This is a genomic window from Pseudomonas sp. DF11 (assembly GCF_058148565.1).
The window spans coordinates 280,587-294,545 of sequence record NZ_JBYVYN010000007.1; the positions used below are offsets into that span (position 1 = coordinate 280,587).

A 13,959-nucleotide genomic window follows, 5' to 3' on the forward strand; every position below is an offset into this window, starting at 1 on the left:
CCCCATCACTCGTTTTCGCTGTGGACCTCAAGCATCCATTCGTGACCATCGGTTTGCAGCACGAAGCTGATCGGGCGGCAGCACACCGGACAGTCCTCGATATAGGTCTGGTCGCCGCCGGACAAATCCAGAACCGCTTCCGCTGGTTCGCCGCAATAAGGACATTCGTAGTGTTCGGTTTCCAGCATCGCGGTCTCCCAGGTGACTTGTGCGTATAATCGCCGGTCTATTTGCAGGGCTATTTTTGTCTGGCTTATCTTCCAGGCCGTGCCCCGTCGTTTTTTGATCGAACCTTTACTTACCCTAGCCGTTTCCAACAAGAGAGCATGATGGGCGAATTCGATGCCATCCGACCTTACGACGACAGTGAAGTCCCAGCGGTGCTGGCCCGGCTGCTCGGCGACAAGGCGTTTCTAGATATCCTCACCCACTTCCGCTTCCCACGCCTGGCCGGCGCCTTCGGCTGGATGCTCAAACCTCTTATAGCGCAAAGATTGCGCCGTGAGTTCGCTGGTGTGACATCGGTCGCCACGTTGCAGGACAAGGTGGAGTTCTACGTCGACCACACCATCGAGCGTGCCACCGATGGCGTGACCTACACCGGGGTGGAGCAATTCAAGTCCGGCAGTGCGTACCTGTTCATCGCCAACCACCGCGATATCGTGATGGACCCGGCCTTCGTCAACTACGCCGTGTATCACGCCGGCCTGCCGACGCCGCGCATCGCCATTGGCGACAACCTGCTGCAAAAGCCCTTTGTCAGCGACCTGATGCGCCTGAACAAGAGCTTCATCGTGCACCGCTCCATCACCGGGCGGCGGGAAAAAATGGCGGCGTACCAGTTGCTGTCGGCGTACATCAACCATTCGATCCGCAACGACTGCGCCTCGATCTGGATCGCCCAGGCCGAAGGGCGGGCCAAGGATGGCGACGACCGTACCGAGTCGGCGATCCTCAAGATGTTCCACATGAGCCGCAAGGACGAGCCGTTCGGCGAGGTGATCCAGTCGCTGAACCTCACTCCGGTGTCGATCAGCTACGAATACGACCCGTGCGACCAGGCCAAGGCCCGCGAGTTGTACATCCGCGCTACCACCGGCACCTACACCAAGGCGCCGGGCGAGGACGACGTGAGCATCGCCAAGGGCATCACCGGCTACAAGGGCCGGGTCCACGTGAACTTCGCCGCGCCGATCACCGAGTTCTACGAGGACACCAAGCAATTGGCTCAGGAGATGGACCGGCAGATTCTCGGCGGCTACCGGCTGTTCCCGGTGCATTACCTGGCTTACGCACAATGGGCCGACGCTGACCCGCAGTTGCAGGTTCCGACGGCGGCCGAGGTGTTTGGCGCCGAAGAGCTGGCCAAGGCCGAACAGGAATGGCAGCGCCGGCTGGACGCCTGCCCGCCGGAACACCGGCCGTTCCTGGTGCGGCAATATGCGACGCCGGTGCGTAATCAGTATCGGGTCAAGGCGGGGTTGGCGCTTTAAGCGATAGGTCTGAGGACAAGGGTTCCCTGTGGCGAGGGAGCTTGCTGTGGCGAGGGGATTTATCCCCGTTGGGCTGCGCAGCAGACCCAAACCCTGATAGCTCGGTGAGTCAGGTCGATCACATCAAACCGATCAGGGCTGCTACGCAGCCCAACGGGGATAAATCCCCTCGCCACAGGTCACCATGTCCCAGATCAAAACGGCTACGCCATCAGAACTGCGTACTGATCCACGACACCAGCAACGCCAGCGCCAGGCAGCCAAAGCCAAACCGGTAGAAAAACCGGTTCATCCGCTGGGTGGCCAGGTCCAGCAAAGCTTCGAATCGTTCATTACCTTCGCGATTGCGCGCCTCAAGGCACGCCCGCGCCCGTTGTTCACGACGACGCGTCGCATGCAACACCCAGCCGCCCGGGCAGGCAAACAGCAACGCCAGCAGGTTGATCAGTTTGGCGGGGTGGGCGGCGAACAACGAAAGCAGATGCGACGACATCACGAACCTCAAGCGAAAAACGGACAGGACACATCCGTGGCCTACGAACAGGGCGCGGATTCTACCGAAAGCCTGCCGCCCTGCACTGTTTTTTCCGACCAGTAACGATCCCCTGAGGTGATGACCGAGTGATTTTGTGGCGAGGGGATTTATCCCCGCTGGGCTGCGAAGCGGCCTCAGGATTTCTGCAGCGCCCAAGAGCTTGCGAGTGCTGCGCACTCGAACGGGGATAAATCCCCTCGCCACAAGAGAAAGGTTCAATCCATCATAATTCTTTGCGTCACGGTTTCGTCATCTGATTAGGCCACTCTGTCGCCCTTCAAACCTGCACGGAACCCGTCATGCTGCACGCTGAAAACCAGGATCGCCTCTATCTCATCAGCCCGAGCGACGAACAACAGAACCTCGTCGACAGCCTGTCCTTCAACGTGCAGGACCGACATTGGCTGGTGTATTGCGCCCTCGGCGGCCATCAACATGCCGACCTTCCAGAGACCGACCTGCTGACCGGGATCAGTGTGCTGGAGCTGTATTCCCAGGCAGCCTGAGGATATCACCCATAAAAAACCCCTGTGGGAGCAAGGCTTGCCCGCGATGGCGGTGGATCAGTCAATACTAAAGTGGCTGACACTCCGCTATCGCGAGCAGGCTCGCTCCCACAGGGGTTATGGGACGTATTACTTACTCAGCCAGCACCTGGCCAATGGTCGGGTCCTTGAACAGCCGGGTCAGGGCATCGCTCAAGACGTCGCTGACCAGCTTGGTATTGGTGTCCTGGTTAGGCGCCATGCCGAAGCGCTGGTCCAGGGAGGCACCGTAACGACCACTGTAGCGGCGGTTGGCGTTCTGCACGTCGGAGCGGAAGGTCGCGCCGATGGTGGCTTCGGTCACGTACATGCCTTCCTTGGGCGACTGGTACTTGAGCTCGGCCAGGGTCACGGTCAGTTGCGGTGCATTCAAGGCATTGGCGGTCGGCGTGAAACCGAGCAAACGCACCGCGGCTTCAGCCTGGGCTTGCAGCTTGGGCAGGATCTGCGCGCCCTGCACCGTGATCACGCTGGTTTCCGGATACAACCCGCCACGGGTGCCGAGCGTCGGCGACGGACGACCATCCACGACCCGCACCACCACTGGCTGGCCACGACCGACCGGCGCCAGCTGGGCATTGAGCTTGGGCTCCGGGTTAAGTTGTTGCGGGCTGTGGGCGCAGCCGACGAGGGTCAGGCTGGTCACAGCGATCAAACCGAACAACAGGCGTTGCAACATGCTCTTCTCTCCAGAATCGGGCACAAACAGGCCGGCAGTATAGCGGTGCGCCATCGCGGTGAACTAGCGCCTTACGATGAATACTGAAATGTCTGACACGGGCCGTGGTTGCCGGTTCCTGTCACCCCATTGTCACGGTCCTTACACCGGCATGTCATGGCGCGCTGTCAGGCTTATCCCAAGCTCCCTGACCTGGTATTCGATCATGCGCTTCCTTATTTCCCTGTTCACCCCGCGCCCACATCACCGCAGCTTCGCCCTGCTCGATCGCAATGGCCGTTGCCAGGCATTCAAGCAGTGCAGCCTGCAACCCATGGGTGAAGGCTGGGTGGAAATCGACGAGATCCGTCTCAACTGGTTGCACCAGCCATTGCCTGCCAGCGCCCGCGTGCAACCGCTTCATGCTCGTCCACGCAACCGGCAGCTGTTGACCATCTGACCAGACGACTAATAAAAGTCATTAAACACGACCATTTCCCTGCGTTTCTTCGATACAATCTCCCCCCGATTATAAGGACGTCTCCTGATCGGGCCTCGCAACACCGCTGATGCGCTGGTATTGGCACCCCGCAACGCCCACAGAGAGCCGCCCACACAGATCGAGTGAAGCTGGCGCGCTTGCTGTTCTTCAGGCAAATCCCCCACTTTTCGCGAATCTGCAGAGCTGTCATTACGCTCGGTCACTGAGCTGTCTGCCCGTTTTGCCTGTCATGTACTACATGGGGGGCAACCAAACCGGGCACGGTGCCAGGCTGGGACAGCCCTTTTTTGAGGTTCACGTCTTCAAAAGAGCGTGAAAAAACGGGTTTTCACAACTTCACGAGAGTGTGGCGAGCAAATGAAGAGTTTTGCGTCTGAACAAGCACCATTAGCGTCTGAAACAGCCCAACGACACAGGACCGGATATCGCTCAAGAACCGGCGCCTGAAGCCTGTCCGCTACGGATTTGGTTGCACGAACGGATGTCTCGGCCATAAGTCGAATTGCCTGCCAGGCGCTGAAATGAGTTCATGTGACTCTTGAGGCCAGGCTGCATGCATCCGCAGTAGGTGCGAAAAATTGCGAAGATACGGACATGGCGATCCTGGCCATGGATAACTGGGGCGCAACTGACCTGCCCCGCCACTCCTGGCCGCTATGCCGACAATTTGGTGCTGCAGATTTTGGAGACGCGTTAAATGGCGCATAACGAAGCAGTCGATGTAGTTCTGGTAGGGGCCGGCATCATGAGTGCCACCCTGGCCGTACTGCTCAAGGAGCTCGATCCCGCGATTTCGCTGGAAGTCGTCGAGCTGATGGATTCCGGTGCCGCGGAGAGTTCCAACCCGTGGAACAACGCCGGCACCGGCCACGCCGGGCTGTGTGAGCTCAACTACACGCCCCAGGCGGCCGACGGCACTGTCGACATCAAGAAAGCCGTGCACATCAACACCCAGTTCGAGGTATCGAAGCAGTTCTGGACGTACCTGACCCAAAAAGGCACGTTCGGCTCTTCCAAATCTTTCATCGCCCCGGTGCCACACCTGAGCTTCGTGCAAGGCGAGAAAGGCGTGTCGTTCCTGAAGAAGCGCTTCGAGTTGATGCGCCAGCATCACGCCTTCGCCGACATGGAATACACCGAAGACAAGGCCAAGATGGCCGAGTGGATGCCGCTGATGATGCCTGGCCGGCCGGCCGATGAAGTCATTGCCGCCACCCGCGTCATGAACGGGACCGACGTCAACTTCGGCGCCCTGACCAACCAGCTGCTCAAGCACCTGACCAGCGCTCCGGACACCCAGGTCAAATACTGCAAGCGCGTCACCGGCCTCAAGCGTAACGGCAGTGGCTGGACCGTGAGCATCAAGGACGTCAATTCCGGCAGCAGCCGCGACGTCGACGCCAAGTTTGTGTTCCTGGGCGCCGGCGGCGCAGCGTTGCCGCTGCTTCAGGCTTCGGGCATCGAGGAAAGCAAGGGCTTCGGCGGCTTCCCGGTCAGCGGCCAGTGGCTGCGTTGCGACAACCCGGAAGTGGTCAAGCACCACCAGGCCAAGGTCTACAGCCAGGCCGCCGTGGGCTCGCCACCGATGTCGGTACCGCACCTGGACACGCGTGTGGTCGATGGCAAGAAGTCCCTGCTGTTCGGGCCGTACGCCGGTTTCACCACCAAGTTCCTCAAGCACGGCTCGCTCATGGACCTGCCACTGTCGGTACGCGCCGGCAACATCGGCCCGATGCTGGCCGTGGCCCGGGACAACATGGACCTGACCAAGTACCTGATCAGCGAAGTGATGCAATCCATGGAACAACGCCTGGAATCCCTGCGGCGCTTCTACCCCGAGGCGAAAGCCGAGGACTGGCGCCTGGAAGTGGCCGGCCAACGGGTGCAGATCATCAAGAAGGACCCGAAGAAAGGCGGCGTCCTGCAGTTCGGCACCGAACTGGTGGCAGCCAAGGACGGCACCCTCGCCGCCCTGCTCGGCGCATCGCCGGGTGCTTCGGTGACCGTGTCGATCATGCTGGAACTGATCGAGCGTTGCTTCCCGGACAAGGCCAAGGGCGAGTGGGCCGCCAAGCTTGCAGAGATCTTCCCGGCCCGGGAAAAAGTGCTGGAAACCGACGCGGCGCTGTATCGCAAGATCAACGCGCAGAACAACATTGCGTTGGAACTGGTTGAAGACAACAAGGCCCAAAGTTACGCCTGATACTGCGTAGTTATAAAAAGCCTCCCGCGCAAACGGGAGGTTTTTTATTATCCGCGTTATGACTTCATGCTGAACTTGACCCGACTTCCGCCATGCCGAACATAATCGTCGTCATCTTCGACTTCCAATAACTCTGCACTACAGAAACCTGCCGGCTTCGCTTCAGCCCAGCGACGATAAGGCATTGTCTGCTGGTCGTTCAACGGCGCTCCGGCAATATGCCCGAAACTGAAATGGCAGGTGCGACTTCCCTGAGTGTAGGTAAATGACTCTCGCTCGGCGCGCGACTGGGGCAGGTAATAGGTTAGCTCCTGGCTCTCGCCGGGATTTACCGAAAAGCTGTGGCCTGCATTTTCCGGGGCCAGGGACCACGTAAAATCGCTGCCCGGCACAATGACCGCTGATGTGGCATTGAATATTTCCACATTGACGATCTCATCGAACGCACTGGAAACCGAACTTGCCGTGCAACCGACCAGCGACAATAACGCCCCGGCAATGTATCTGTTTTTATCTTCCATGATATATACAACTCCATTTGAACAATTAGACTGAAAGCACTTGGCTTCAATGCAAAATTAATCGAAATGCAGTTAAAACAAAACAGCCCGAATGGTGACATAACCTTTCGGGCCTGGTTGAATAAAACGCAGAAACACTGACTAAACTTCAATCGCCCCGAAGGGCGATGACAATAATTTAACGCGATCAGCCACGCGCCTTTTTGATCAACTCGATATATTCCTCGGCATTACGCTGGTCCTGGACCAACGCCACGAAATCGTTGCCATGCTCATCCTTGCCGTTGAGGTCATGGCCGGCTTCGACGAAAAACGTCAGGAAGCGCTCGAAGTCGTCGACCCGCAGGCCACGGTAGGCCTTGATCAGTTTGTGCAGCGACGGCGAAGTGGCATCGACCGGCTCGAAATTGAGGAACAGCTTGATCTGTTCATCGCCAATCTCGTCGCCAATCACTTGTTTCTTGTCTTTACGCATTGCCGGCTCCAGCTCGCACAGTTCACGGGGCGGGCAGTTTACCCCCGGCAAGGCCCGGGCTCAACGCGAGCGTTCGGCACCGGTGTGCAGGTCGGCCCAGATATGGCCGTTGGTGTAGGTGAGGAACTGCACATAGACCGTGTTGTTGCGCAACAGATCGATGACCACCCGGTACTGGGCCTGTGGATAAGACAACGTCAGGGTCTTGCTCGCCTCGTCGAAGACCGGCTTTTTCAGGCTTTTGCTTTCGCCATCGAAGTTGAGGATCACCTGGCTGAGGGTGGCCCCCTTGTTCATCGGCTTGCCCTTTAAGCGCACCAGCAAGGGTGAAGTGACCGGTATCGGTTGCTGGTTGGACTGACGCTGGTTACCGAGCACCACCGAATACTCGGTCACTTGCAGCAATTGCTGCTGTTCAGGCTGCTCCTGGCGCACCACCAAGTCATCGGGCGGCAGGAACTGGCTGTGCATCGGCGCGGCAACGGCTGCCAGGGGCAGGCTGGAGATCAGCAGTAACGCGGCACAACGGCGAATCGATACACTCATGACAGGCTCCAGGGTCTTGGCCTGGCACTCTAGCATGAGCCTGGACGGTAAAAATAACGACCCAGGTCAATACTTACACACGACGAGCGCGGCATACTCAGAGAGCCATCAGCCTTGCCCAGCAGGTGTATGCCTTTGTGGCGAGGGAGCTTGCTCCCGCCGGGCTGCGCAGTTGCCCCAGAATTTTGCGAGCGCTACGCACTCGAGCGGGAGCAAGCTCCCTCGCCACGGGTCCTGTGTTTGCCAAGGCTCAGGGGGTTTCCTTTCTTTCGTGCGTGGAGTACCCATGTCTTTCTCCGCCCCACCGTTATTCGCCGCTTGGCGCCAAAGCTGGCGCGCCGGTTACACCCTTGAACGCCTGCGTGGCGATCTGGTGGCCGGGCTGACCGTCGGTATTATCGCCATCCCACTGGCCATGGCCCTGGCAATCGCCGTCGGTGTCCCGCCGCAACACGGCTTGTACACGGTGTTGGTGGCCGCGCCCTTGATCGCCCTCACCGGCGGCTCGCGCTTCAATGTCAGCGGGCCGACGGCGGCGTTCGTGGTGATCCTGCTGCCCATTACCCAACAATACGGCCTCGGTGGCCTGTTGTTGTGCACCATGCTCGCCGGCCTGATTCTGATCACCTTGGGATTGATGCGCGCCGGGCGGCTGATCCAATACATCCCCTATCCGGTCATCCTCGGCTTTACCGCCGGGATCGGCGTGGTCATCGCCACCTTGCAACTGAAGGATCTGCTGGGGCTGGTCACCGTCGGGCAAGCCAAGCACTACATCGAACAACTGGGCGAATTGATCGTGGCGCTGCCCAGTGCCCGACTCGGCGATGGCATCATCGGCATCAGTTGCCTGGCGGTACTGATTGCCTGGCCACGCTGGGTACCACGGGTTCCCGGGCATCTGGTGGCCTTGCTGGTCGGGGCGCTATTGGGACTGGTGCTGGAACGCGGCGGTTGGCCGGTTGCGACATTGGGTGAGCGCTTCAGCTATGTGGTCGATGGCATCAGCCATCCCGGTATCCCGCCGTTTTTGCCGCGCTTTGACTGGCCATGGAACCTGCCAGATGGCCAGGGCCATCCCCTGGTGCTGTCCTATGACCTGATCCGCCAATTGCTGGGCCCGGCCTTCGCCATTGCCATGCTTGGCGCCATCGAATCGCTGCTGTGCGCCGTGGTGGCGGACGGCATGACCGGCAGCAAGCACGACCCCAACGCCGAGCTGATCGGCCAAGGCCTGGGTAACGTCGTGGCGCCGCTGTTCGGTGGTATCACCGCCACGGCGGCCATTGCCCGTAGCGCGACCAATGTGCGCAGTGGCGCCTCCTCACCGCTGGCCGCGATCATTCATAGCCTCGTGGTACTGCTGGCGATGGTGCTGCTGGCGCCGTTGTTCAGTTACTTGCCCATGGCTGCCCTGGCGGCACTGCTGGTGATAGTTGCCTGGAACATGAGCGAAGCCGGGCATGTCCTGCACACGTTGCGCATTGCGCCGCGCAGCGACGTACTGGTGCTGCTGACATGCCTGAGCCTGACCGTTTTGTTCGACATGGTCATGGCGGTTGCCGTCGGCCTGCTGCTGGCCGCCGGGCTGTTCATCAAGCGCATGAGCGAGCTGACGGACAGCGCCGAACTGCCTCGTCACTTCCATCAAGCCTTGCTGGACATGCCCGAGCATGTACGCTGCTACGCAATCCGTGGGCCGCTGTTCTTCGGTGCAGCCGAAAAAGCCCTGGATGTGCTGCGCAAGTTCGATCCGGGGGTGCGCGTGGTGGTGGTGGAAATGAGCGCCGTGCCGATGCTGGACATGACCGCGCTGGCCGCTTTTGAAAATATCCTGAAGGATTACCGCAAGCAGGGCATCGGCCTGATCCTGGTGGCGACCGCCCCCCGGGTGCGCCTGAAATTGCGACGTGCCGGCATTCATCGCGAGCAGCGTCAATTGGCGTATGTGCAAACCCTGGAGCAGGCGCGGGTCAAGAGTGAGCAATGGCTGGTAGCTGCCGGCCACGCCGCTCATTGAGGACCTGCTTGATCCGTGGCGAGGGGATTTATCCCCGTTGGGTTGCGAAGCGACCCTGAAATCAGGCGACTCGGTATGTCAGGCCGATCGAGTCGATCGGTTTAGGGCTGCTTCGCAACCCAGCGGGGATAAATCCCCTCGCCACAGAAGCCCTGCTGCCACACCGTTCAGTCGAACTGCGCGCGCATCCAGGCCTGGTACTCGGCCACGCCTGGCTCGCCTTCGCGGGGCGCCCAGTGGGCCAGTTCGCCCTCGCCCACGGGCCGGTATGGGCCGGCCTTGCATTCGAACATCAGGCTGTCGGCTTCCAGCACCACCAAGCCGTGATACACACCGGCCGGCAGGTCGACACCGAGGCAATCGCCACCGGCCTGCAGGATGCGCTTGTCCACCACCGCACCGGCGTCGTCGAAAATCAACACCCCCAACCGGCCCTTGAGTACCAGCAAGGTTTCCGCCTTGTCGGCGCTCAGGTGGCGGTGCGGCGGGATGTAGGTCGAAGGCTGTAGACCCACTGCCATGCGATGGCACGGCTCGTCCATCTCATGAAAGTTATGGTGCTGTCGCCCACGAGGGCTGGTCGCAGCTTTTTCGGCCAACTCATCGAGCAGCGCGTGATCCAGAAAGCTTGGCTGAGTCATCGATTACATCCCCTTGACGGCAAAAATGCCATTAGCGTTGCGCCAGTAGCCTTTGTAGTCCATGCCGTAGCCAAAGATGTAGCGGTCGACGCACGGCAGGCCGACGAAATCGGCTTTCAAGTCAGGCCGCGCCTTGCGGTCATGGTCCTTGTCGATCAGCACGGCGGTGTGCACGGCACGAGCGCCGGCGTGTTTGCAGAAATCGATGATCGCGCCCAGGGTGTGACCTTCGTCGAGGATGTCGTCAATGATCAACACGTCACGGTCGATGAACGAGACTTCCGGCTTGGCCTTCCAGAACAGATCGCCGCCGCTGGTTTCGTTGCGGTAACGGGTCGCATGCAGGTAGGACGCTTCCAACGGGAAGTTCAGATAGGTCAGCAATTTTCCGGAGAAAATCAACCCGCCGTTCATGACACAGAACACCACCGGGTTGGCATCCGCCAGTTGGTCGTTGATTTGCGCACCGACACGGGCAATGGCCGCTTCGACTTCAGCTTCGGTGTACAGGCAGTCAGCCTCTCGCATGATTTGACGGATATGCTCGAGATCAGCGGACATGGCGCTCTCCAGGAGAGATTGAGGGGGACGGGTTCGGAAAAGCCGGCAAAGGTACGCATCCCGCCCGGCCAGATCAAGCGTTTGTGGACTAACGTTCTGTATTGTCTATAGGACAACACCCTCGGATAGATTAATCTAGGCCGGTTTTTTTGCCCGCCGCCGGAGCCTTCCCCATGCCCATCCTCGAGATCCGCCATCCGCTGATCAGACACAAACTCGGCCTGATGCGCCGCGCCGACATTAGCACGAAGAACTTTCGCGAACTCGCCCAGGAAGTCGGTGCGCTGCTCACCTACGAAGCCACCAAGGACCTGCCGCTGGAAACCTACGAGATCGACGGTTGGGCCGGTACGGTCCAGGTCGAGAAAATCGCCGGCAAGAAGATCACCGTGGTGCCGATCCTGCGCGCCGGCATCGGCATGCTCGAGGGCGTACTGAGCCTGATCCCGGGGGCCAAGGTCAGCGCCGTGGGCGTGGCTCGCAACGAGCAGACCCTGCAAGCGCACACCTACCTGGAAAAACTGGTGCCCGAAATCGACGAGCGCCTGGCAATGATCATCGACCCGATGCTCGCCACCGGCAGCTCCATGGTCGCCACCATCGACCTGTTGAAAAAAGCCGGTTGCCGGGACATCCGCGCCATGGTGCTGGTCGCGGCCCCCGAAGGCATCAAGGCGGTACAGGACGCCCACCCGGATGTGACCATCTACACCGCGTCCATCGACCAGAAACTCAACGAGCATGGCTACATCATCCCGGGCCTGGGCGATGCCGGCGACAAGATCTTCGGCACCAAGCAGAAGGACGCTTGAGCATGCAGGATGAGTTCAACGATCCGCTCTGGCGCCAGGTGCTGTCCGGCGCGCAGATGCTGTTCGTCGCCTTCGGCGCGCTGGTCCTGATGCCGCTGATCACCGGGCTGGACCCTAACGTGGCGCTGTTCACCGCCGGCCTGGGGACGATCCTGTTCCAGGTCGTCACCGGGCGCCAGGTGCCGGTGTTCCTGGCCTCGAGCTTTGCCTTCATCACCCCGATCATCCTCGCCAAGGGCCAGTTCGGCCTGGCCGCGACCATGGGCGGCGTGATGGCGGCGGGTTTCGTCTACACCTTTCTTGGCCTGGCGGTGAAGATCAAGGGCACCGGCTTCATCGACCGGCTGCTGCCACCGGTGGTCATTGGCCCGGTGATCATTTCCATCGGCCTGGCCATGGCGCCGATTGCCGCCAACATGGCGATGGGCAAGGCTGGAGACGGCACCGAGCTGATTCATTATCAAACCGCGATGATGATTTCGATGCCGGCCCTGCTCACCACCCTGATCGTCGCGGTGTTCGGCAAAGGTATTTTCCGCCTGGTGCCGATCATCTCCGGCGTGCTGGTGGGCTTTGCCATGGCGTTTTTCTTCGGCGTGGTGGACACCGCGAAAATCGCCGCCGCACCGTGGTTCGCCCTGCCAAACTTCACCGCGCCGGAGTTCAACTGGCAGGCGATCCTGTTCATCGTGCCGGTCGCCCTGGCGCCAGCCATCGAGCATATCGGCGGGGTGATTGCCGTGGGCAGCGTGACCGGTCGCGACTACCTGAAAAAACCCGGCCTGCATCGCACCCTGCTCGGTGACGGTCTCGCCACCACCGCCGCCGGCCTGTTCGGCGGCCCGCCCAACACCACCTACGCCGAAGTGACTGGCGCGGTGATGCTGACCAAGAACTACAACCCGAAGATCATGACCTGGGCGGCGATCTTCGCCATCAGCCTGGCGTTCATCGGCAAGTTCGGCGCGCTGCTGCAAAGTATCCCGGTGCCAGTGATGGGCGGGATCCTGTGCCTGTTGTTCGGTTCGATCGCGGCGGTGGGCATGAACACCCTGATCCGCCACAAGATCGACCTGGGCGAAGCGCGCAACCTGGTGATCGTTTCGGTGACGCTGGTGTTCGGCATCGGCGGTGTACTGGTGGGCACCGGTACCGGCCCGGACGACTTCGGTCTCAAAGGCATTGCGCTATGCGCGGTGGTGGCGATCGCCCTGAACCTGCTGCTGCCGGGCAATGACAGCTGGAAGCAGAAGCAGGCGGATGAGCCGCTGATCTGATTCGAGCTTGAGGTTTTTATTGTCAGTCAGATAGCTATCGCGAGCAGGCTCGCTCCCACAGGGGGATCTGTTGTGAACACCAGTTTGTGTTCACTCGAGATCCTCTGTGGGAGCGAGCCTGCTCGCGATGAGGCCCTTGAATTTCACAAAGCGATCGGCGCCCGTTCACATAGCTTACTCAACGCCTTCGCCCACTGCGGCTCGTCATTGAGACACGGCACCAGCACCAACTCCTCCCCCCCTGCCGCGCGGAACTGCTCGCGCCCGCGATCGCCGATTTCCTCCAGGGTCTCGATGCAGTCGGCCACGAACGCCGGGCACATCACCAGGATTTTCTTCACGCCGCTTTTGGCCAACTCATCCAGGCGCGCTTCGGTGTAGGGTTCGATCCACTTGGCACGGCCCAGCCGCGACTGGAACGACACCGACCACTGCCCCTCCTTGAGCCCCATGCGCTGGGCGAACTGTTCGGCCGTGTGAATGCACTGGGCGCGGTAACAGGTGGCCATGACTTCCGGCGGCGCGTTCTTGCAGCAGTCGGCATCCTTGAAACAATGAAACCCCGTTGGGTCGAGCTTGGTCAGGTGACGCTCGGGCAAGCCGTGGAAACTCAACAGCAGGTGATCGTGATCCTGCATCAGGTAGGGCTTGGCGCTGGCCACCAGGGCGTCGAGGTATTCCGGCTGGTCGTAGAACGGCTGGAGAATCGAGAACTGCACATCGAGCTTCTTTTCCCGCGCAACCCGCTTCGCTTCCTCGACCACCGTGGTGACGGTGCTTTCAGCGAACTGCGGATACAACGGCGCCAGGGTGATCTTCTTGTGCCCCTGGCTCGCCAGACGCAGCAGCGCCGACTCAATGGACGGCTCGCCATAACGCATCGCCAGCTCCACCGGGCCCTGGGTCCACTGCGCGGTCATGGCCTGTTGCAGCCGACGACTGAGTACCACCAACGGCGACCCCTCGTCCCACCAGATCGAGGCGTAGGCATGAGCCGACTGCTCGGGACGCTTGATGAGGATCAGCGACACCAGCAAGCGTCGTACCGGCCATGGCAGGTCGATGACATACGGATCCATCAGAAATTGATTGAGGTAGCGGCGCACATCGGCCACCGAAGTGGAGGCAGGCGAACCCAGATTCACCAGAAGCAACGCGTGATCGGTCATG

At 60.5% G+C, this 13,959-nt stretch carries 16 protein-coding genes; 7 read left to right on the forward strand and 9 right to left on the reverse strand.

Annotated elements, in window-relative coordinates; genetic code table 11:
• Positions 1-5 precede the first annotated feature (5 nt).
• Positions 6-188 (reverse strand): CPXCG motif-containing cysteine-rich protein, encoded by a 183-nt coding sequence (locus AC30D9_RS21330; RefSeq protein WP_134925794.1) that lies wholly within the window; start codon positions 186-188, stop codon positions 6-8.
• Positions 189-326: 138 nt separating this feature from the next.
• Here AC30D9_RS21330 and AC30D9_RS21335 point away from each other — a divergent pair, with 138 nt between their 5' ends.
• Positions 327-1,493 (forward strand): 1-acyl-sn-glycerol-3-phosphate acyltransferase, encoded by a 1,167-nt coding sequence (locus tag AC30D9_RS21335; protein ID WP_307574598.1) that lies wholly within the window; start codon positions 327-329, stop codon positions 1,491-1,493.
• 211 nt (positions 1,494-1,704) lie between these two features.
• On the opposite strand, the gene AC30D9_RS21340 is transcribed toward AC30D9_RS21335, so the two are convergent.
• Positions 1,705-1,986, reverse strand: a complete 282-nt coding sequence (locus AC30D9_RS21340) for a hypothetical protein (RefSeq protein ID WP_109754892.1) — start codon at positions 1,984-1,986, stop codon at positions 1,705-1,707.
• A gap of 341 nt (positions 1,987-2,327) precedes the next feature.
• On the opposite strand from AC30D9_RS21340, the gene AC30D9_RS21345 reads away from it, so the two are divergent.
• Complete coding sequence (locus AC30D9_RS21345; protein WP_047735959.1) at positions 2,328-2,534, forward strand: hypothetical protein; 207 nt, start codon at positions 2,328-2,330, stop codon at positions 2,532-2,534.
• A 133-nt stretch (positions 2,535-2,667) separates the two neighbouring features.
• Here AC30D9_RS21345 and AC30D9_RS21350 read toward each other — a convergent pair whose 3' ends face one another.
• The gene (locus tag AC30D9_RS21350) at positions 2,668-3,252 is read right to left on the reverse strand and encodes a YajG family lipoprotein (protein WP_003205489.1); all 585 of its coding nucleotides are present in this window, start codon (positions 3,250-3,252) and stop codon (positions 2,668-2,670) included.
• Between the two features lie 205 nt (positions 3,253-3,457).
• Between AC30D9_RS21350 and AC30D9_RS21355 the strand changes: the two genes are divergently transcribed.
• Together AC30D9_RS21355 and mqo are read left to right on the forward strand one after the other, a co-directional pair.
• On the forward strand, positions 3,458-3,691 hold the full coding sequence (locus tag AC30D9_RS21355) for a hypothetical protein (RefSeq protein WP_134925796.1): 234 nt from the start codon (positions 3,458-3,460) through the stop codon (positions 3,689-3,691).
• Between the two features lie 739 nt (positions 3,692-4,430).
• Positions 4,431-5,936, forward strand: coding sequence for a malate dehydrogenase (quinone) (mqo, locus tag AC30D9_RS21360; RefSeq protein WP_134925797.1), 1,506 nt, complete (start codon positions 4,431-4,433; stop codon positions 5,934-5,936).
• 56 nt (positions 5,937-5,992) lie between these two features.
• Here the strand turns inward: mqo and AC30D9_RS21365 are convergent, their stop codons facing one another.
• The 3 genes from AC30D9_RS21365 to AC30D9_RS21375 form a co-directional block, all read right to left on the reverse strand.
• Positions 5,993-6,457 (reverse strand): hypothetical protein, encoded by a 465-nt coding sequence (locus AC30D9_RS21365; RefSeq protein ID WP_490144791.1) that lies wholly within the window; start codon positions 6,455-6,457, stop codon positions 5,993-5,995.
• Between the two features lie 187 nt (positions 6,458-6,644).
• Positions 6,645-6,932, reverse strand: coding sequence for a PA4642 family protein (locus AC30D9_RS21370; RefSeq protein ID WP_109754896.1), 288 nt, complete (start codon positions 6,930-6,932; stop codon positions 6,645-6,647).
• A 60-nt stretch (positions 6,933-6,992) separates the two neighbouring features.
• Positions 6,993-7,478: a hypothetical protein gene (locus AC30D9_RS21375; RefSeq protein ID WP_490144792.1), complete on the reverse strand. Its 486-nt coding sequence runs from the start codon at positions 7,476-7,478 to the stop codon at positions 6,993-6,995.
• 286 nt (positions 7,479-7,764) lie between these two features.
• Between AC30D9_RS21375 and dauA the strand changes: the two genes are divergently transcribed.
• Entirely contained in the window at positions 7,765-9,498 is a 1,734-nt protein-coding gene (dauA, locus tag AC30D9_RS21380) for a C4-dicarboxylic acid transporter DauA (protein WP_490144793.1), read from the forward strand.
• 167 nt (positions 9,499-9,665) lie between these two features.
• On the opposite strand, the gene AC30D9_RS21385 is transcribed toward dauA, so the two are convergent.
• Both AC30D9_RS21385 and AC30D9_RS21390 read right to left on the reverse strand, forming a co-directional pair.
• Positions 9,666-10,139: a WbuC family cupin fold metalloprotein gene (locus tag AC30D9_RS21385; RefSeq protein ID WP_307574611.1), complete on the reverse strand. Its 474-nt coding sequence runs from the start codon at positions 10,137-10,139 to the stop codon at positions 9,666-9,668.
• 3 nt (positions 10,140-10,142) lie between these two features.
• Positions 10,143-10,700 carry a hypoxanthine-guanine phosphoribosyltransferase gene (locus tag AC30D9_RS21390; protein WP_060614135.1) on the reverse strand — a complete coding sequence of 186 codons (558 nt, stop codon included), beginning with the start codon at positions 10,698-10,700 and terminating at the stop codon, positions 10,143-10,145.
• Between the two features lie 173 nt (positions 10,701-10,873).
• Here AC30D9_RS21390 and upp point away from each other — a divergent pair, with 173 nt between their 5' ends.
• Together upp and AC30D9_RS21400 are read left to right on the forward strand one after the other, a co-directional pair.
• Complete coding sequence (gene upp, locus AC30D9_RS21395) at positions 10,874-11,512, forward strand: uracil phosphoribosyltransferase (RefSeq protein ID WP_134925803.1); 639 nt, start codon at positions 10,874-10,876, stop codon at positions 11,510-11,512.
• 2 nt (positions 11,513-11,514) lie between these two features.
• Entirely contained in the window at positions 11,515-12,789 is a 1,275-nt protein-coding gene (locus AC30D9_RS21400; protein WP_134925804.1) for a uracil-xanthine permease family protein, read from the forward strand.
• Between the two features lie 143 nt (positions 12,790-12,932).
• Here the strand turns inward: AC30D9_RS21400 and hemH are convergent, their stop codons facing one another.
• Positions 12,933-13,958 (reverse strand): ferrochelatase, encoded by a 1,026-nt coding sequence (hemH, locus tag AC30D9_RS21405; protein ID WP_490144794.1) that lies wholly within the window; start codon positions 13,956-13,958, stop codon positions 12,933-12,935.
• Position 13,959 lies beyond the last annotated feature (1 nt).